General features: G+C 61.0%; 16 protein-coding genes. 9 read left to right on the plus strand and 7 right to left on the minus strand.

Going from position 1 to position 17,788, the window contains the following annotated elements; all coding sequences use genetic code 11:
* Window positions 1–226 precede the first annotated feature (226 nt).
* The 6 genes from SOP85_RS06750 (at window position 227) to yccS (ending at window position 9,772) form a co-directional block, all read left to right on the plus strand.
* Window positions 227–1,669 carry a TldD/PmbA family protein gene (locus tag SOP85_RS06750; protein WP_323626458.1) on the plus strand — a complete coding sequence of 481 codons (1,443 nt, stop codon included), beginning with the start codon at window positions 227–229 and terminating at the stop codon, window positions 1,667–1,669.
* Window positions 1,669–3,006, plus strand: a complete 1,338-nt coding sequence (locus tag SOP85_RS06755) for a TldD/PmbA family protein (RefSeq protein ID WP_323626459.1) — start codon at window positions 1,669–1,671, stop codon at window positions 3,004–3,006. The genes SOP85_RS06750 and SOP85_RS06755 overlap by 1 nt, the downstream gene beginning before the upstream one ends.
* Window positions 3,007–3,141: 135 nt before the next feature.
* On the plus strand, window positions 3,142–4,569 hold the full coding sequence (mdtD, locus tag SOP85_RS06760) for a multidrug transporter subunit MdtD (RefSeq protein WP_274075591.1): 1,428 nt from the start codon (window positions 3,142–3,144) through the stop codon (window positions 4,567–4,569).
* Window positions 4,570–4,674: 105 nt separating this feature from the next.
* A complete protein-coding gene (gene dbpA / locus SOP85_RS06765; protein WP_442967897.1) occupies window positions 4,675–6,012 on the plus strand; it encodes an ATP-dependent RNA helicase DbpA in 1,338 nt (445 codons plus the stop codon).
* A gap of 154 nt (window positions 6,013–6,166) precedes the next feature.
* The gene (locus SOP85_RS06770; protein ID WP_274075593.1) at window positions 6,167–7,345 is read left to right on the plus strand and encodes an NAD(P)/FAD-dependent oxidoreductase; all 1,179 of its coding nucleotides are present in this window, start codon (window positions 6,167–6,169) and stop codon (window positions 7,343–7,345) included.
* 243 nt (window positions 7,346–7,588) lie between these two features.
* Window positions 7,589–9,772 (plus strand): YccS family putative transporter, encoded by a 2,184-nt coding sequence (yccS, locus tag SOP85_RS06775; protein ID WP_323626461.1) that lies wholly within the window; start codon window positions 7,589–7,591, stop codon window positions 9,770–9,772.
* Window positions 9,773–9,787: 15 nt separating this feature from the next.
* Here the strand turns inward: yccS and SOP85_RS06780 are convergent, their stop codons facing one another.
* Window positions 9,788–10,525: a substrate-binding periplasmic protein gene (locus tag SOP85_RS06780; protein WP_323606593.1), complete on the minus strand. Its 738-nt coding sequence runs from the start codon at window positions 10,523–10,525 to the stop codon at window positions 9,788–9,790.
* A 255-nt stretch (window positions 10,526–10,780) separates the two neighbouring features.
* Here SOP85_RS06780 and SOP85_RS06785 point away from each other — a divergent pair, with 255 nt between their 5' ends.
* Window positions 10,781–11,233 carry a GNAT family N-acetyltransferase gene (locus SOP85_RS06785; RefSeq protein ID WP_274075596.1) on the plus strand — a complete coding sequence of 151 codons (453 nt, stop codon included), beginning with the start codon at window positions 10,781–10,783 and terminating at the stop codon, window positions 11,231–11,233.
* Between the two features lie 98 nt (window positions 11,234–11,331).
* On the opposite strand, the gene SOP85_RS06790 is transcribed toward SOP85_RS06785, so the two are convergent.
* From SOP85_RS06790 to SOP85_RS06800, 3 genes are read right to left on the minus strand one after another with little or no spacing between them, the layout of a single operon-like run.
* Window positions 11,332–11,628 (minus strand): winged helix-turn-helix domain-containing protein, encoded by a 297-nt coding sequence (locus SOP85_RS06790; RefSeq protein ID WP_274075597.1) that lies wholly within the window; start codon window positions 11,626–11,628, stop codon window positions 11,332–11,334.
* A gap of 28 nt (window positions 11,629–11,656) precedes the next feature.
* On the minus strand, window positions 11,657–12,148 hold the full coding sequence (locus SOP85_RS06795; RefSeq protein WP_274075598.1) for a M48 metallopeptidase family protein: 492 nt from the start codon (window positions 12,146–12,148) through the stop codon (window positions 11,657–11,659).
* A 45-nt stretch (window positions 12,149–12,193) separates the two neighbouring features.
* Window positions 12,194–14,317 (minus strand): putative bifunctional diguanylate cyclase/phosphodiesterase, encoded by a 2,124-nt coding sequence (locus SOP85_RS06800; protein ID WP_274075599.1) that lies wholly within the window; start codon window positions 14,315–14,317, stop codon window positions 12,194–12,196.
* 321 nt (window positions 14,318–14,638) lie between these two features.
* Here SOP85_RS06800 and SOP85_RS06805 point away from each other — a divergent pair, with 321 nt between their 5' ends.
* Together SOP85_RS06805 and SOP85_RS06810 are read left to right on the plus strand one after the other, a co-directional pair.
* Window positions 14,639–15,307 carry a polysaccharide lyase family 7 protein gene (locus tag SOP85_RS06805; RefSeq protein WP_274075600.1) on the plus strand — a complete coding sequence of 223 codons (669 nt, stop codon included), beginning with the start codon at window positions 14,639–14,641 and terminating at the stop codon, window positions 15,305–15,307.
* Between the two features lie 214 nt (window positions 15,308–15,521).
* Complete coding sequence (locus tag SOP85_RS06810; protein WP_274075601.1) at window positions 15,522–15,905, plus strand: hypothetical protein; 384 nt, start codon at window positions 15,522–15,524, stop codon at window positions 15,903–15,905.
* Between the two features lie 42 nt (window positions 15,906–15,947).
* Here the strand turns inward: SOP85_RS06810 and fba are convergent, their stop codons facing one another.
* The 3 genes from fba to SOP85_RS06825 all read right to left on the minus strand — a co-directional run bounded on the left by fba (window position 15,948) and on the right by SOP85_RS06825 (window position 17,756).
* Window positions 15,948–17,012: a class II fructose-bisphosphate aldolase gene (gene fba, locus SOP85_RS06815; protein WP_019694035.1), complete on the minus strand. Its 1,065-nt coding sequence runs from the start codon at window positions 17,010–17,012 to the stop codon at window positions 15,948–15,950.
* A gap of 133 nt (window positions 17,013–17,145) precedes the next feature.
* Complete coding sequence (locus SOP85_RS06820; RefSeq protein WP_274075602.1) at window positions 17,146–17,478, minus strand: MliC family protein; 333 nt, start codon at window positions 17,476–17,478, stop codon at window positions 17,146–17,148.
* A gap of 56 nt (window positions 17,479–17,534) precedes the next feature.
* Entirely contained in the window at window positions 17,535–17,756 is a 222-nt protein-coding gene (locus tag SOP85_RS06825; protein ID WP_274075603.1) for a hypothetical protein, read from the minus strand.
* Window positions 17,757–17,788: the final 32 nt, after the last annotated feature.

A 17,788-nucleotide genomic window follows, 5' to 3' on the forward strand; every position in this document is an offset into this window, starting at 1 on the left:
CAGCGCCTTGACTGACAGAGGGATTGATCGCGAGCAAGCCGCAATGGGGTGTTCGCGAACTTCAATCGTCAGCAAACCTGTCACGCGTCCTCTGCAGTGCGCAATTTCCCCCCCCCGCCATCCGCCCTTGATCCTCCCCACGCACAGGCCTACTCTAGTGCCGCGCAATCGCTTCATCCCCTCGCCGCACCGCTGCACCGCCACTCCATACCAAGGAGGTTCCCGAATGTTCGATTTCCACCCCCAGCTCAAGCAGCGCTTTGCTGCCTTGCGCACGGGCGCCGAATTCTTTTCCCTGCGTTATGTGCGCGAGTCCGGCCAGTACCTGTCGGTGCGCAAGAACGTCGCCGAACCGCCGAGCCTGAGCCGCGACGAAGGGGCGATGCTGACCGTGCGGGTCAACGGCGTCGAAGCCTATGCCGCCACCAACGATCTGTCGCAGCAAGGCCTGCAAGCCGCCCTTGAGCGCGCCGAACAGCAGGCGCGCCGGCTCAAGCCTCACGCCTTGCTGGATCTGCGCGACCAGGCGGTATCCAGCGACCGTGCCGATTATTTCTCGCCGAACCTCGACCAGCCGTTCCCCTCCCTGAGCGACTGCTACCAGCTGCTGGGGGCCGAATCCGCCGCCGTGCCCAAGGACGAACGTCTGGTGAGCTGGCAGGTCAGCATCGGCATCACCCACGTCGAGCAGATCTACCTCAACAGCGCCGGCGCCGAACTGCGTCAGGCCCAGCGCTTCGTCTACCCAGGCCTCGATGTCACCGCCTATGACGGCAACGACAGCCAGACCCGCACACTCGGCCGGGAAAACTTCGGTCAGCAGGGTGGCTTCGATGTCATCAGCCGCTGCGGACTGATCGGCGCAGGGGTGAAAATTGCCGATCAGGCGCTGCAATTGCTGCTGGCACCGAACACGCCGCAAGGTCCGCGCGACCTGCTGCTGATGCCCGACCAGATGATGCTGCAGATCCACGAATCCATCGGCCACCCGCTGGAACTGGACCGCATCCTCGGGGATGAGCGTAATTATGCCGGCACCAGCTTCGTCAAGGCCGGCGACTTCGGCCATCTGCAGTACGGCTCGACATTGTTGAACGTAACGTTCGATCCCGATATCCCGGAACAGCTCGCCAGCTACGGCCATGACGACGACGGCACGGCCGCCAGCAAACAGTTCCTGATTCGCCAAGGCATGCTGCTGCGCCCCTTGGGTGGTGCACTCTCGCAGTTCCGCGCCGGCCTCGACGGGGTCGCCAACAGTCGCGCCTGCGGCTGGAACCGCCCGCCGATCGACCGCATGGCCAACCTCAACATCGAGCCTGGCGACCAGCCGCTCGAGCAACTGATCAGCAACATCGAACACGGCATCCTGATGAGCACCAACCGCTCATGGTCCATCGACGATGCGCGCAACAAGTTCCAGTTCGGTTGCGAATGGGGCCAGTTGATCGAAAACGGCGAACTCAAGGGCGTGGTGAAGAACCCGAACTACCGGGCCATTTCCGCGCAGTTCTGGAAGAGCCTCAGCGCGGTCGGCGATGCCAGCACCTTCAAGGTCCTGGGCACACCGAACTGTGGCAAGGGCGAACCGAATCAAGTGATCCGCGTGGGCCATGCCTCGCCAGCCTGCGTGTTCAGCAACGTTGATGTATTTGGGGGAGACAGCTGATGACTACGTCGAAAGCCCAGGCCGAGTCGTTCAAGGCATTGGTCGCCGAATTACGCGAAGCGCTGCACGAATCGGAACAGTTCACCCTCAGCTACGCCGCCGAATCCTCGGCCTTCGTGCGCTTCAACCACGCCAAGGTGCGTCAGGCCGGGCAGGTGCAACAGGCGAGCATCGGTTTGAAACTGATCAACGATGGCCGCCACGCCGACCTGCAGATCACCCTGGCGGGCGATCCTGCAGTCGACCGTCAGCGCCTTGCCGAAGGCCTGCAACAACTGCGCGAAACCTTGCCGCTGCTGCCCCAGGACCCTTACCTGCTGCTCAACTACAACGGCTGGCAAAGCAGCAACGTGCAGGAGCATCCGCTGCCGGACACCGAGCAAGTGGTCGCAGAAATCACCCAGGCCGCCGAAGGCCTGGACCTGGTCGGATTCTATGCCGCCGGGCCGATCAGCCGTGGTTTCGCCAGCTCCGCCGGGGCGTTCGGCTGGCACCAGGCCAACAGTTTCAACTTCGACTTCAGCCTGTTCCATGAGAACGGCCAGGCGGTGAAGGCCAGCTATGCCGGACACGACTGGAACAGCGCAGGCTTTGCCAAACGCTTCCAGCAGGCACGTGAACAGCTTGAATACCTGGGGCGACCGCTGCGCACCCTGGCGCCGGGTCAGTACCGCGCCTATTTGGCGCCCGCCGCACTGGAAGAGATCATGGGCATGCTGTGCTGGGGTGGCTTTTCGGCACAGTCGATCGCCAGCAAAAGCAGCCCGCTGCAGAAGCTCTACGGGGGCGACCAGGCGTTCAGCCCGCTGGTTTCGCTGGATGAAAAGGTCAGCGGCTCGCTGAGCCCGGCGTTCTCCGACGAAGGTTACCCGCGAAGCGATCTGGGCTTGATCGTCGAAGGCAGGGCCGGTGCACAACTGGTGGGTTCACGTAGCGCCGCCGAATACGGCTTGACCGCCAACGGCGCCAGCGGCGGGGAATCGCCGACGGCCCTGAACATGCAGGCCGGGGATTTGCCCGAGGCACAGATCCTCAAGCAACTCGGTACCGGCCTGTACATCAGCAACCTGTGGTACCTGAACTTCTCGGATCAACCGGCAGCACGCCTGACCGGCATGACACGCTTCGCGACCTTCTGGGTCGAGAACGGCGAGATCCAGGCACCGGTCAGCACCATGCGTTTCGACGACAGCGCCTACAGCCTGCTGGGTTCACAGCTGGAAGCGCTGACCGCTGAGCGCGAATTGCTGTTGTCGGCGAGCACCTACAGCCAGCGGGCGACGGCATCGGCGTTGTTGCCGGGGGCGATCGTGCGGCGCCTGACGTTGACCCTGTAAACACAATCCCCCTGTGGGAGCGGGCTTGCTCGCGAAAGCGGTGGGTCATTCAGCATTGATGTTGAATGTGATGGCCCCTTCGCGAGCAAGCCCGCTCCCACAGGGTTCGGTTCCCTGACCACCACAAGAGGTCCCATGCCCAACCGCCCGCCTCTCGATCCGGTCACCGCCCGCTGGGTGCCTTGGGTCGTCGCCATTGCCTTCTTCATGCAGTCCCTCGACGGGACGATCCTCAACACCGCCCTGCCGGCCATGGCCAGCGACCTGGCGGAAGACCCGCTGCGCATGCAGGGCGTGATCATTGCCTACATGCTCACGGTCGCCTTGCTGATTCCCGCCTCTGGCTGGATCGCCGACCGTTTCGGCACGAAAAAAATCTTCTTCAGCGCGATCCTGCTGTTCAGTTTCGGCTCGCTGCTCTGCGCCTTGTCCAGCAGCTTGAGCATGCTGATCGGCGCCCGGGTGATCCAGGGCCTGGGTGGCGCGTTGATGTTGCCGGTCGGACGATTGGTGGTGCTGCGCGCCTACCCGCGCTCGGAACTGGTACGAATCATGGGCTTCATCACCATTCCCGGCCTGCTCGGGCCGTTGATCGGCCCGACCATGGGTGGCTGGATGGTGGAGTACCTGACCTGGCACTGGATCTTCCTGATCAACCTGCCGGTGGGACTGGTGGGCTGCTACGCCGTGTGGAAATTCATCCCCGACCTGCGTGGTTCCGAACGGACCCGCTTCGATAGCCTGGGGTTCCTGCTGTTCGGCGCGGCGATGATCCTGATCACCGTCGCCATGGAAGGCTTGGGCGAACTGCACCTGCCACACCTGCGGGTGATGCTGCTGTTGTTCGGCGGCATGGCCTGCCTCGCGGCCTACTGGCTGCGTGCGGGTCACATCGACAATCCGCTGTTCGCGCCATCGCTGTTCAAGACCCGGACCTTTGCCGTCGGCATTCTCGGCAACCTCTTCGCCCGGCTCGGCAGCGGCGCGCTGCCGTTCCTCGTACCGCTGTTGCTGCAAGTGGCGCTGGGCTATTCGCCGTCCCAGGCGGGGATGAGCATGCTGCCGCTGGCGGCTGCGGCGATGATCGCCAAGTGGGTGGCGCGACCGCTGATCGAACGCCTGGGCTACCGTATCGTGCTGACTGGTAACACCCTGGCGCTGGGGATCATGCTGGCCAGCATGGGCCTGGTCAGCGAGCAGACGCCCTACTGGCTGCTGCTGTGCCTGCTGGCAGTGCTGGGGGCGATCAACTCCCTGCAGTTCACCGCGATGAACACCGTGACCCTGATCGACCTTGATGACGCCAGTGCCAGCAGCGGCAACAGTCTGCTGTCGGTGGTCGCGCAATTGTCCCTGAGCCTGGGCGTGGCCTGCGCCGGCGCATTGCTCGGCGGGTTCACCGCTGGGATCGGCAAGGACGGGGTGGACACGGTTTTGGGGGCATTCCAGCTTACGTTCGTGACCGTGGGGATCATGGCGATGCTGGCCGCAACGATCTTCTCGCAACTGTCAAAGAATGACGGACGGCGAGTCAAACGTCCGGAAGAACACATAGAGCCTTAGGGCGAATGGCCATCGGACTGGTACACTGCGCGACATTTTGTTTTGCAGGCCAGTCCCGTGACCACCATCGCCACCGAATTTAATACTTTGCCGCTGTCCGCCGCCATGCTGGCTAACCTCGACTCCCTCGGTTATGCCCAGATGACGCCGATCCAGGCGCAAAGCTTGCCGGTGATCCTCAAGGGGATGGACCTGATCGCCCAGGCCAAGACCGGCAGCGGCAAGACCGCCGCCTTCGGTATCGGCCTGCTGAACCCGATCAATCCGCGCTACTTCGGTTGCCAGGCGCTGATCCTGTGCCCGACCCGCGAGCTGGCTGACCAGGTCGCCAAGGAAATCCGTCGCCTGGCCCGTGCCGAAGACAACATCAAGGTCCTGACCCTGTGTGGCGGCGTGTCCCTCGGCCCGCAGATCGCTTCGCTGGAACACGGCGCGCACATCATCGTCGGCACCCCGGGGCGCATCCAGCAGCACCTGCGCAAGGGCTCGCTGGTCCTGCACGGCCTCAACACCCTGATCCTCGACGAAGCCGACCGCATGCTCGACATGGGTTTCTACGACTCCATCGAAGAAATCATCATGCAGGCCCCGGAGCGTCGCCAGACCCTGCTGTTCTCCGCCACCTACCCGGTGGGCATCAAGCAGCTGGCCTCGAAGTTCATGCGCAACCCGCAGCAAGTGAAGGCCGAGGCGTTCCACGACGACACGCAGATCGAGCAGCGCTTCTACGAAATTTCCCCTGACGATCGCATGAGCGCCGTGACCAAGGTGCTGGGCCACTTCCGCCCGGCGTCCTGCGTGGCGTTCTGCTTCACCAAGCAGCAGGTCCAGGAAACCGTTGATCACCTGACGGCCAAAGGCATCTCCGCCGTCGGCCTGCACGGCGACCTGGAACAGCGTGATCGCGACCAGGTACTGGCCATGTTCGCCAACCGCAGCACCTCCGTGCTGGTGGCCACCGACGTCGCGGCCCGCGGCCTGGACATCGATTCCCTGGACATGGTGATCAACGTCGAACTGGCCCGTGATTCGGAAATCCACATCCACCGCGTCGGCCGTACTGGCCGCGCCGGTGAGAAAGGCCTCGCGATCAGCCTGGTGGCGCCGTCCGAAGCGCAGCGCGCCCAAGCCATCGAACAATTGCAGAAGACACCATTGACCTGGGATCAGGTGGACAACCTCACCTCCAAGGGTGGTGGTCCGCTGCTGCCTCAGATGAGCACCCTGTGCATCGGCGCAGGCCGCAAGGACAAGGTGCGTCCAGGTGACATTCTTGGCGCACTGACCGGTGAAGCGGGCATCCCGGGCGCCCAGGTCGGCAAGATCGCCATCTTCGACTTCCAGGCCTTCGTGGCCGTGGAACGCGGCGTCGCCAAGCATGCCCTGCAACGCCTGAACGACGGCAAGATCAAGGGCCGTTCGTTGCGCGTGCGCATCCTGTAAGCGATCTTCGACCCAACGAAGATCCCCCTGTGGGAGCGGGCTTGCTCGCGAAAGCGGTTTATCAGTCGACATTGATGTTGAATGTGATGGCCCTTTCGCGAGCAAGCCCGCTCCCACAGTTTGTTTTGTGGTGATATACCGAGAGGACACCGTTTTGCGCTCTACCGAAGTCGTGATCATTGGCGCTGGCGCCGCAGGGTTGATGTGTGCACTGACCGCCGCCGGGCGCGGGCGCCAGGTGCTGTTGCTCGACCACGCCAACAAGGCCGGCAAGAAAATCCTGATGTCCGGCGGTGGCCGCTGCAATTTCACCAACATGTACACGGAACCGAGCAATTTCCTTTCGCAGAACGCCCACTTCTGCAAATCTGCCCTGGCCCGCTATACCCAGTGGGATTTCATCGGCATGGTGGCCAAGCACGGCGTGCCGTACCACGAGAAAAAGCTCGGCCAGCTGTTCTGCGATAACAAATCCAGCGACATTCTCGAAATGCTGCTCAACGAGTGCGATCAGGTCGGCGTCAGCCTGCACCTGGACACCTCGATCCAGACCATCGAGAAACTCGAGAAGGGCTATTTGCTGGACACCACCCTGGGCCAGGTGACGTGCGAATCGCTGGTGATCGCCACCGGCGGCCTGTCGATCCCGACCCTGGGCGCCACCGGTTTCGGCTACCAGGTGGCCAAGCAGTTCGGTCACGACCTGCTACCGACCCGCGCGGGGCTGGTGCCGTTCACCATCACCGATCAACTCAAGGAACTGTGCACCGAGTTGTCCGGTACCTCGGTGGATTGCCTGGTCAGCTGCAATGACCAGAGCTTTCGCGAGAACATCCTGTTCACCCACCGTGGCCTCAGCGGACCGGCGATCCTGCAGATTTCCTCGTTCTGGGAATCCGGCGACACGGTCGAGATCAACCTGATGCCCGACCACGACGTACCGTCCTGGCTGCAACAGCAACAGGCCGAACGCCCGAACAGCGAACTGAAAACCCTGCTCGGTGAAATTTTCACCAAGAAGATGGCCAATCTGCTGGCGGACAACTGGTTTGTCTCCAAACCGATGAAGCAGTACACCCACGGGGAAATTGCCGCCATCGCCGAGAAACTGGCGAGCTGGAAAGTGGTACCGGCCGGCACCGAAGGCTACCGAACCGCCGAAGTGACCCTGGGTGGCGTCGATACCAACGAGGTGTCGTCCAAGACCATGGAATCGCTGAAGAGCCCCGGCCTGTATTTCATCGGTGAAGTGCTGGACGTCACTGGCCATTTGGGCGGCTTCAACTTCCAGTGGGCCTGGGCCTCCGGCTACGCCGCCGCACAATACGTCTGACACCCTGCTCCCTGTAGGAGCTGGCTTGCCAGCGAAGGCGACCTGACAGTCAACAAAGATGTTGGATGTACCGGCCTCATCGCTGGCAAGCCAGCTCCTACAGGTTCTTTGTCTGCCTGAAGAAATGAGGCGGGCGTGTGACATCAAGGAACAGAAATTGCTGTCAGATGTGATCGCCGCCATTGCGTCGGCGTCATTACTGGCTCAATTTAGCGTCATTGCCTCGGAAGGCCTTCGCATTTCATGTCATCGACCTCGTTCCGTCAGTCTCTGCGCCGGCTTTGGGCGCTGGATAAATTCAGCTACAGCGTGCGGGTGTTCATCGCCCTGACCGGTACCATGGCTCTGTGCTGGTATCAGGATGAAATGGGGCTGTTGATCCCGTTGTTCCTGGGGATTATCGCCAGCGCCCTGGCCGAGACCGATGACAGTTGGCAGGGCCGCCTCAACGCGCTGGCGGTGACACTGGTGTGTTTCGCCGTCGCCGCGCTGTCGGTCGAACTGCTGTTCCCCTACCCCATACTCTTCATCATCGCCTTCGCCCTCGCCGCCTTCTGCCTGACCATGCTCGGCGCACTTGGCGAACGCTATGGGGCGATTGCCTCGGCGACGCTGATCCTGTCGGTCTACACCATGATCGGCGTCGACCAGCGCGGTGGCGCGGTCACCGATTTCTGGCATGAGCCGGTGCTGCTGGTGGCCGGTGCCGCCTGGTACGGCCTGCTGTCGGTGCTGTGGCAGGCGCTGTTTTCCAACCAGCCGGTGCAGCAAAGCCTGGCGCGGCTGTTCCGTGAGCTGGGTTTTTACCTGAAGCTGAAGTCTTCGCTGTTCGAGCCGATCCGCCAGATGGACGTGGAAGCCCGGCGCCTGGAACTGGCCCAGCAGAACGGCCGGGTGGTTGCCGCGCTGAACGTCGCCAAGGAAATCATCCTGCACCGGGTCGGCAACGGTCGCCCAGGCTCTAAGGTCAGCCGCTACCTGAAGCTGTACTTCCTCGCCCAGGACATCCACGAGCGTGCCAGCTCCTCGCACTACCCTTACAACGCTCTGGCGGACGCGTTCTTCCACAGCGACGTGCTGTTCCGCTGCCAGCGCCTGCTGCGCCAGCAAGGCAAGGCGTGCCGGGCGCTGGCCGAGTCGATCCAGATGCGCCAGCCGTTCACCTATGACGCGAGTTTCGCCGAAGCCCTCGGCGACCTGCACGCCTCCCTCGAACACCTGCGCATCCAGAGCAATCCCGCCTGGCGCGGGCTGCTGCGTTCACTGCGGGCCCTGGCGGCCAACCTGGGCACGCTCGATCGCCTGCTCAGCGATGCCAGCAACCCCGACACCCTGGCCGACGCCACCGACAGCAGCCTGCTCGACCGCTCGCCACGCAACTTCAAGGATGTCTGGGTTCGCTTGCGCACGCAGCTGACGCCCACCTCCTTGTTGTTCCGCCATGCTCTGCGCCTGCCCCTGGCCTTGAGCATCGGCTACGCCATGGTGCATTTGATCCACCCGTCCCAGGGTTACTGGATCATCCTCACGACGCTGTTTGTCTGCCAGCCGAACTACGGTGCAACAAGGCGCAAGCTCGGCCAGCGGATCATCGGCACCGCCATCGGCCTGACCTTGGCCTGGGCGCTGTTCGACCTGTTCCCGAACCCGCTGATCCAGTCCTGTTTCGCGATTGCCGCCGGGGTGGTGTTCTTTATCAACCGCACCACCCGCTACACCCTGGCGACGGCGGCGATCACCCTGATGGTGCTGTTCTGCTTCAACCAGGTGGGCGACGGTTACGGGCTGTTCCTGCCGCGGCTGTTCGATACCCTGCTCGGCAGCCTGATCGCCGGCCTGGCGGTGTTCCTGTTCCTGCCGGACTGGCAGGGTCGGCGCCTGAACAAAGTGCTGGCCAACACCCTGACCTGCAACAGCATCTACCTGCGCCAGATCATGCAGCAATACGCCGCCGGCAAAAGCGACGACCTGGCGTATCGCCTGGCGCGGCGCAACGCCCACAACGCCGATGCGGCGTTGTCGACCACCCTGGCCAACATGCTGATGGAGCCGGGACATTTCCGTAAGGAAGCGGATGTCGGCTTCCGCTTCCTGGTGCTGTCGCACACCCTGCTCAGTTATTTGTCCGGGCTGGGTGCGCATCGGGAAACCCAACTACCACAGGATGTGCGCGAACAACTGATCGAAGGCGCGGGCGTGAAACTGGCGGCCAGCATCGACGAAATCGCCCAAGGCCTGGCGAGCAAATCCGCGATTGCCATCCAGAGCGATGAGGAGGAAGCGCTGGCCAACGCGCTCGAGCAGATGCCCGATGAAATCGATGAGGGTCAGCGCCTGGTGCAGACGCAACTGGGTTTGATCTGCCGGCAGCTGGGGCCGCTGCGCACACTGGCGGCGCATCTGATCAAGGACACCAGTGAGGATTGAGCCATCAGCCTCGGCTTACATGCCGTGGCGCTTCATCAGCCGTGCATAAGTGCCGTCGGCCTTCATGGCCACGATGGCGCGATCAAAACCGGCGACGATCTGCTCATGCTGAGGATTTTTCAGGCTGACCAGAATGTGCAGGCCATTCTCGCTCAGCGGTTTGGGCAAGAACTCCACGGCATTGCGGACCTTGGGCGACTCACGGGCCAGGTAGTAACGAGCGACGTATTCGTCTTCCAGGGTCAGCTTGACCCTGTCGGCAGCGACCATGCGCACCGCCATGGCGAAGTTGTGCACCGGAATCTTCTGCAATGACACATCCTGATCGAAAGTCGGCGAATAGGCGTAGCCACGCACCACGGCAATCGGATAGGTGTACAGCTGCGGCAAAGTGCTGAATTCGATGGGTGCCTCTTTACGTTTGAGAAAGCGCACGCGATTGATCAGGTACTCGCCCGAAAACTGTCCGAGCTGTGTGCGCTCCTCGTTGAACCAGGCATTGACCAGAACGTCATAGCGACCCTCGCCCAACCCAAGCAACGCCCGTGCCCACGGCACCTGCTCGAAATCACTGGCATAGCCGGCCCGCGCCAGGGCGGTACTGACAATGTCCGTGGCCAACCCGCCGTTGAACAGCGTGGCGTCGGTAAAGGGTGGCCAGGCATCCGCCACCAACCGCAATTTTTCTGCGGCTACACTTTCAGTCAGCAACAGCAATCCAAGCAAAGCAAAGGCTCGATGCAATCGCGGCATGCCAGAAAATCCTTAGCGGGCGGGCTGCCCGACGTGTTTTCAGCCAAAACGCCAAGACCCGTACCGGCACCCCCAGGCACTCAAATGTCAGCGCGTTGCAGCACTGCACAGCGCTTGATTGAAGATTACACAAAGAAGACAGCGTCGCGCCAAATGAATGATGGCATTTTGGTCTTTGTCACAGATTCCTGCGCCATAAAGACATCCTTCGTCGAGGCGCTTAGTATCAACAGGACGTTTTCAGGGAATCGACACATGACAATCAACTGGGTCTGTAAACACCACAGCGATCTGGGCAAGGAGCAGCTGTATGCCATTTTGCAGCTGCGCGCCGAAGTGTTCGTCATCGAACAAAAATGCATCTACCAGGACATCGATGGCCAGGATCTGGAGGGCGACACCTGCCATTTGATGGCCTGGGACGGAGATCGGCTGGTGGCGTATCTGCGCCTGCTCGATCCCGAGCTACAGGGCGGTGACGTGGTGATCGGGCGGGTGATCATTGCGCCACAGGCGCGAGGTACCGGGCTGGGGCATGAGATGATGGCCCAGGCGATGAAGCAGATTGAAAAGCGCTGGCCAGACATGCCGGTCTACCTCTCGGCCCAGGCGCATCTGCAGGGGTATTACGGGCGGTACGGGTTTGTGGTCGCGGGTGAGGAATACGTTGAGGATGGTATTCCACACATTGGCATGCGGCGTTCGTAAGGGCCCCTTCGCGAGCAAGCCCGCTCCCACATTGGAATGCGTTCCCCCTGTGGGAGCGGGCTTGCTCGCGAAGGCGTCAGATCAATCACCACAAAAACTCAGGGATACTCCAGCACCGCCTTGATCTGCCGAAGATTACGCTCGATCCACCCGCGATCGATCGCCCCCCACCCGCGAATCCGATAGCGCCCGGCATGGTTGCGCGCGCCTTCTTCCTGCTCGAACTCGCAAACAATATCCAGGTCCGCCAGGGCGGCGATGGTGTCCTGGGCCGTGCGCCGGGGCATGCCGGTGGCTTCGGTCAATGCCGGAACGCTGCTGGCCAGGCCGCTGTCGATCAGGTACGCCACGTACAAGCGGCGGTAGAAGCTGCTCTTGGTCTTGCTTACGTCCATCCATGCGCTCCTTGTTCATTGGCTCTTTTCATTGCAGGTCGCGCCAGGTCAGGTACACCCGCACATCGAACTCCACCTGGTGATACCCGGGCAACATGTGCTCGCACAGCTTGTAGAAGGCCTTGTTGTGATCGGACTCCTTGAAGTGCGCCAACTCATGCACCACGATCATTTTCAGAAACTCCGAAGGCGCCTCCTTGAACAATGAGGCAATGCGGATTTCTTTCTTGGCCTTGAGCTTGCCGCCTTGCACCCGCGAGATGGTGGTGTGCAGGCCAAGTGCGCGGTGGGTCAGGTCCAGGCGATTGTCGAACAGCACCTTGTCGATGGACGGGGCGTTACGCAGGTATTCCTGCTTGAGGTCCAGCGCATAGGTGTACAGGGCCTTGTCGCTCTGGACCCCATGCTTTTGCGGGTAACGCTGGTTCAGGTAATCGCCCAGCCGACCGTCGGCGATCAACTGACGCACCTGGTCCTGCAAGGTAGCCGGGTAGGCCTGGAGGTATTTCAACGCGGTCATCGCAGCGGCAACACAAATCACGAAAAGGTCGCCAGTGTAGCGAATTCAGCCAGTCAGCGCGCCCCAGTCGAAGGGCTGCACAAAGCTCTCGGTGTCTTCGGCCATCATCGGTCGGGCCACCAGGAAGCCTTGCACATACTCACAGCCATTGGCTTGCAGCCACTGGTATTGCGCCATGGTTTCGACCCCTTCGGCAATCACCAGCATCCCGTACTCCTTGCACAGGTCGACCACATTGCGTACCAGCGCCGCGTCCCTTGAGGACTGCGGAAGCCGGCTGATCAGATGGCGGTCGAGTTTGAGCGTATCCAGTTGCAGATCGCGCAGGTGCGACAGTGAACACGGGCCGGAACCGAAATCGTCAAGCGCCACCCGCACCCCCAGATTGCGCAGCAAACGCAGCTGTTTACGGGTTTCCTCCGGATTATGCATCAAGGCCTCTTCCGTCACCTCGACTTCCATGTGACGTGGCTGCAAACCATGTCGCTCCAGTACCAGGCGCAACTCGGTCACCAGATGGGGCATGGCAAACTGGGTGCTGCTCAAGCTGACGCCCACCACCAGGTCCTCGGCAAACAAAGTCTCCCAGGCTTTGCGTTGCCCGGCACTGCGCTGGTAGATCCAGCTGCCCAGGCGACTGATCAAGCGCGCCTCTTCCAGCAGCGGCAAAAACAAGCCTGGCGGAACATCGCCGACACTCGGGTGCTGCCAGCGCAACAACGCCTCGAACCCGCGAATCCGTCCATCGGCAACCGCCACCTGCGGCTGATACACGAGATTGAAATCACGGTTCTCGATGGCCGTTCGCACGCTTTCTTCGAGCATCAGCCGCGAACGTGCCCGGCCGTTCATTTCGTGATCGTAAAACCGATACTGTTGCCGGCCAGCGCGCTTGGCTTCGTACATGGCGATGTCGGACGCGCGCAGCAAGCCGTCGAGATTGGCGCCGCAGTCGGGGAATGTAGCAATGCCGATGCTGGCACCGAGGACGATATCCAGACCATCGATTTGCTGGCAGACCGACACCCGTTCGATGAGCTTTTCCGCAATCTTGGCCGCCTGCTCGGGAAACTCCAGGTCCAGCAACGCGGTGAATTCATCACCGCCCATGCGTGCCAGGATATCGAACGGACGCAGGCAGGCCTTCAACTGTTCGGACACCCAACGCAACACCCGATCGCCAGCATCGTGGCCGAGAGAATCGTTGACCCGCTTGAAGCCATCGAGGTCCAGGTACAACAGGACCCAGGCGCTGTCGGCACGTTCGCCGCGCAACAGCAGGTTTTCCACGGTCTGGTAAAAGCCGCGACGGTTGAGCAGCCCGGTCAGCGGGTCGGTGACCGCCTGGAACTCGAGTTGCTGATGCAGGTGGCGCACCACCGACATGTCCAGCACTGTCACCACCATTGCATGTTGTTCCGTGGGCAGCGGCGCGCAAGAAAGTGCCACCGGCACCTGTTGCCCGGGGGCAGTACGCAGCAGGGCGTCGTGCAGGCGCAAGGTCTCGCCGCGCTTGTACCCGGCCAGCAGGTCAGAATCGGCCCAGACAGGTATGTGCGGTTTTTGCAGGAAATCCAGGAACTCCTTGCCCTGCAGCTCCTGCACCGTGGCGTTGAGCAGTCGCGACATCGCCGGGTTGGAAAATTGGATCAGGCCGTCCTCGCCGACCACCAGGATGCCCTCGGCGGCGTTGTCCAGCACCGAGGCGTTGAACGCGCGAGCGACCTCCAGGTCATGGCTCAGGCGCTGCAATGCCCGGCGATTGCGTTGATGTTCGAGCAGCGCCTGGACCTTGGGCTTGAGAATCTGCGGATCAAAGGGTTTGAACAGGTAATCCACCGCGCCACTGGCGTAACCCTTGATCACGGCATCCTGGGACTGTTCGTTGGCGGTGAGGAAAATGATCGGTGTCAGGCGGGTCCTTTGGCTGCCGCGCATCAGGCGCGCCACTTCAAAACCGTCCATGCCCGGCATCTGCACATCCAGCAACACCAGGTCGACATCGTATTCAAGCAACAGCCCGAGCGCCTCGAAACCGGATGCAGCGGTGATCACCTGCCAATCCTGGCGCTGCAGCAAGGCGCGCATGCTCACCAGATTTTCAGGGTAATCATCGACGATCAACAGGGTTGAATTGCCTTCAGCTGGCATTGGGTGCGCGCATTCCATGCTGCTTCTCTAGGGCTGGATGTCAGGCCGACTTCTCGTGAAAACCGGACAGAAACTGTGCCTTCACTCTAGACCGGGATCTGCGAAAGCAGAAGGTGTCAGTGCGCCATCATTCGACCGAAGCGTCATTTGCCGACTAACGGTCGGCCACGCAGCCCGCTAAAACCGGGCAGGATGGCACTTCGACAGGATGTTGGCGCCAATTAACTGCCCGGCGGGCGTTAACAAAATAGTCCTCTACGCTTATAAAGACCGCCCCCAAAGGCACGTGCCAGAGCGTTTGGCACGTGCGTGCAGCATTAATTCGCGGAAGCTTTGATTATGATTGACCTCGCAACCTGGAACCTCAGTGTTCCCGTCGGCAGCCCGCCCTACACGGTTGAAACCTCAAAACTGGTGGACGGCTTCAAGGATCAATACTTCCACTCTGACACCGGCGTTCTGTTTTTCTGGTCACCGGTGACCGGCTCGCGCACTGAAAACGCGATCTATCCCCGCACCGAGCTGCGTGAAACCTACAGCAACGGCACGCTGAAAAACTGGTTCTACCCGGACGCCGACAACTTGCTTCACGCCACCCTGGCGGTGAACCAGGTCCCGAGCTCGGGCAAGATCGTGATCGGGCAGATCCACGCCTATAACAGCCAGAAGCCGATGGTCAAACTCGAATACCAATACAAGACCAAGACCGAGACCGGCAACCTCGTGATCAAGGTGCGCATGCACCCCGACGACGCCGAAAGCCGGGTCATCACCCTCGCCACCGGGATCAAGCTCAATAATGAGTTCAACTACCTCATCCACCTGAGCCCCGGCGGCGCACTGGGCGTCAGTGCGGCGGGCTACCAGTGGGACACCAATATCAGCGCCACCTGGCGCGACAAACCGCTGTACTTCAAGGCCGGGGTGTATGTGCAGGACAACACCGGGTACACCAGTGAGGGCGGGAAAGTGACATTCAGCAAGCTGGATATCGATCACGATAAATAAGCGCTTTTCGAGTTCACAAAAACCCGTCCCTCACGACGGGTTTTTTCATGCAATTCAACACTGAAAGCTTATTACCTGATATTCGCACCAACATAACAATATCGAATAAATAACTGTCATTTATAACAGGTGAATATTCGCGATCTCGAAATTATTCTTTTTCAGCGCCCCTCAATAGTTCTCCTGGTCTCCAGATCGAATCAAGGAAGGCTCCATGAGTGCTCAGCAAAAGATCAACATGCAGGGATACATCACTGCCGCCTATAGCGCCACTGATGAAGCAGGAACGCCTTACGAATTGAACATCACTTCCAGCACTGACAGAAGCGGCGCCATGACAGGTACATTGCGCGTTGGCATGATTGAGTACGTGTTGGTCGGGGACTATCGGTTTAGAAATTCGACTGGCGCGCAAACCGATATTTACTTTGCCGGGTCAAACGAACGTGACCACTACGCGCGATCTGGATATTTCATTCTCGAAGCCAGCGATCGGCGTTATGAATCACTCAAGGGAAAACGCGTATGTTGCGATCCTCATACTCAGACACTGCGCATACTTGATATAGAATTTGTCAGAATTACCGCTCTTCCATAAAAAACCCGCCGATCGGCGGGTTTTTTATCAAACACTTGAGGCTTAGTTGACCTTGGCGTTCAACTCACCTTTCAGATAACGCTGGAACATCGCTTCAAGGGAGATCGGCTTGATCTTCGAAGCGTTGCCCGCGGTACCGAAGGCTTCGTAACGGGCGATGCACACGTCGCGCATGGCAGTCACGGTGGCGCCGAAGAATTTACGTGGGTCGAACTCGCTCGGGTTGGTGGCCATCAGGCGACGCATGGCGCCGGTGGATGCCAGGCGCAGGTCGGTGTCGATGTTGACCTTGCGCACGCCGTGCTTGATGCCTTCGACGATTTCTTCAACCGGAACGCCGTAGGTTTCTTTAATGTCGCCGCCGTACTGGTTGATGATCGCCAGCCACTCTTGCGGAACCGAAGAAGAACCGTGCATCACCAGGTGGGTGTTCGGGATGCGCTTGTGGATCTCTTTGATACGGTCGATCGCCAATACGTCGCCGGTAGGCGGTTTGGTGAACTTGTAGGCGCCGTGGCTGGTGCCGATGGCGATGGCCAGGGCATCCACCTGGGTGCGCTTGACGAAGTCAGCGGCTTCTTCCGGGTCGGTCAGCATTTGGCTGTGATCCAGAACGCCCTCGGCGCCGATGCCGTCTTCTTCACCGGCCATGCCGGTTTCCAGCGAACCAAGGCAGCCCAGCTCGCCTTCTACCGATACGCCGCAGGCGTGAGCCATGGCCACGGTTTGTTGGGTAACACGGACGTTGTAGTCGTAGTCGGTCGGGGTCTTGCCGTCTTCGCCCAGGGAACCGTCCATCATCACCGAGCTGAAGCCCAGTTGAATGGAGCGCTGGCAGACGTCAGGGCTGGTGCCGTGGTCCTGGTGCATGCACACCGGGATGTGCGGGAATTCTTCGATGGCTGCCAGGATCAGGTGACGCAGGAACGGTGCGCCAGCGTATTTGCGAGCACCGGCCGAAGCCTGGACGATCACCGGGGAGTCTGTCTTGTCAGCGGCTTCCATGATGGCGCGCATCTGCTCAAGGTTGTTGACGTTGAAGGCTGGAACGCCGTAGCCGAACTCGGCTGCGTGGTCCAACATCTGGCGCATGCTGATAAGTGCCATTGTGTGTGTCTCTCCCGGTTTGGGTCGTTAATCGTGCCAGCCTGCCGTAGCGGCGGCGGCTATTCAAGTTATTGCAGATCGGGGGTTGGTCCGGGCTGCGAATACGGTCGATGCTTTTGCGGTCTGGCCGTTGTTATTGGGCTTTACAGCCTCGGCCAATCAAATCATTGGTGGCGACCCAGTAGACCAGGCCTTCCTCACCTTTTATGTGAAACGCCAGCATGTTGTCGCTGTACAGCGAACCCGACGCGCCCGGCTCCTGCTTCAGGCGATGGACCTGATCGGCCCCGCCCAGGCGCACGTCGACTTCGTTGTGGCTGTCGTCGGTGTAGCGCCAAACCACTTTGGCCTGGCTGTCGCAGGTCCAGGTGGTCCAGTCATCCGCCGCGGTGGTCGACTGGAACGGGTTCCAGTTGGCGCACCCGCCCAGCAATGCCAGCGCCGTAATGGCGATAAAGCCTTTCATCCGTGTCCCTCGACTGACGGCAGACACCGCCAGCCCTGAGTAAAGAGTCAGACCCGTCAAGGACAACCATGTTCCTTGGCGGGGGTCTGTGTCTCGTATTTGTCCAGGCCTTCAGGCCCGGAACGCTTGTTGAGCACCGGGTTGGTCTCCGCCTGCCAGTCGGCCTGGTTGCAACCGTTCCGGGGCGCGGACGGCGCGGGTTCCGGCGTGGCTTTGGGATTACTCCCGCAAGCCGCCAGCGATCCCGCGACGATCAACAGCGCTAAGGTCTTGACCATTTGAACACTCCCTTTCCTGGTCAAACGGGCGA

The organism is Pseudomonas sp. YuFO20 (genome assembly GCF_035064975.1).
GTDB lineage: Bacteria > Pseudomonadota > Gammaproteobacteria > Pseudomonadales > Pseudomonadaceae > Aquipseudomonas > Aquipseudomonas putida_AE.

Excerpts from the sequence above, each read along its gene's own strand:
- SOP85_RS06750 (WP_323626458.1), top strand. The coding sequence starts at position 227 with ATGTTCGATTTCCACCCCCAGCTCAAGCAGCGCTTTGCTGCCTTGCGC.
- SOP85_RS06755 (WP_323626459.1), top strand. The coding sequence starts at position 1,669 with ATGACTACGTCGAAAGCCCAGGCCGAGTCGTTCAAGGCATTGGTCGCC.
- mdtD (WP_274075591.1), top strand. The coding sequence starts at position 3,142 with ATGCCCAACCGCCCGCCTCTCGATCCGGTCACCGCCCGCTGGGTGCCT.
- dbpA (WP_442967897.1), top strand. The coding sequence starts at position 4,675 with ATGCTGGCTAACCTCGACTCCCTCGGTTATGCCCAGATGACGCCGATC.
- yccS (WP_323626461.1), top strand. The coding sequence starts at position 7,589 with ATGTCATCGACCTCGTTCCGTCAGTCTCTGCGCCGGCTTTGGGCGCTG.
- SOP85_RS06780 (WP_323606593.1), bottom strand. The coding sequence starts at position 10,525 with ATGCCGCGATTGCATCGAGCCTTTGCTTTGCTTGGATTGCTGTTGCTG.
- SOP85_RS06785 (WP_274075596.1), top strand. The coding sequence starts at position 10,781 with ATGACAATCAACTGGGTCTGTAAACACCACAGCGATCTGGGCAAGGAG.
- SOP85_RS06790 (WP_274075597.1), bottom strand. The coding sequence starts at position 11,628 with ATGGACGTAAGCAAGACCAAGAGCAGCTTCTACCGCCGCTTGTACGTG.
- SOP85_RS06795 (WP_274075598.1), bottom strand. The coding sequence starts at position 12,148 with ATGACCGCGTTGAAATACCTCCAGGCCTACCCGGCTACCTTGCAGGAC.
- SOP85_RS06800 (WP_274075599.1), bottom strand. The coding sequence starts at position 14,317 with ATGGAATGCGCGCACCCAATGCCAGCTGAAGGCAATTCAACCCTGTTG.
- SOP85_RS06805 (WP_274075600.1), top strand. The coding sequence starts at position 14,639 with ATGATTGACCTCGCAACCTGGAACCTCAGTGTTCCCGTCGGCAGCCCG.
- SOP85_RS06810 (WP_274075601.1), top strand. The coding sequence starts at position 15,522 with ATGAGTGCTCAGCAAAAGATCAACATGCAGGGATACATCACTGCCGCC.
- fba (WP_019694035.1), bottom strand. The coding sequence starts at position 17,012 with ATGGCACTTATCAGCATGCGCCAGATGTTGGACCACGCAGCCGAGTTC.
- SOP85_RS06820 (WP_274075602.1), bottom strand. The coding sequence starts at position 17,478 with ATGAAAGGCTTTATCGCCATTACGGCGCTGGCATTGCTGGGCGGGTGC.
- SOP85_RS06825 (WP_274075603.1), bottom strand. The coding sequence starts at position 17,756 with ATGGTCAAGACCTTAGCGCTGTTGATCGTCGCGGGATCGCTGGCGGCT.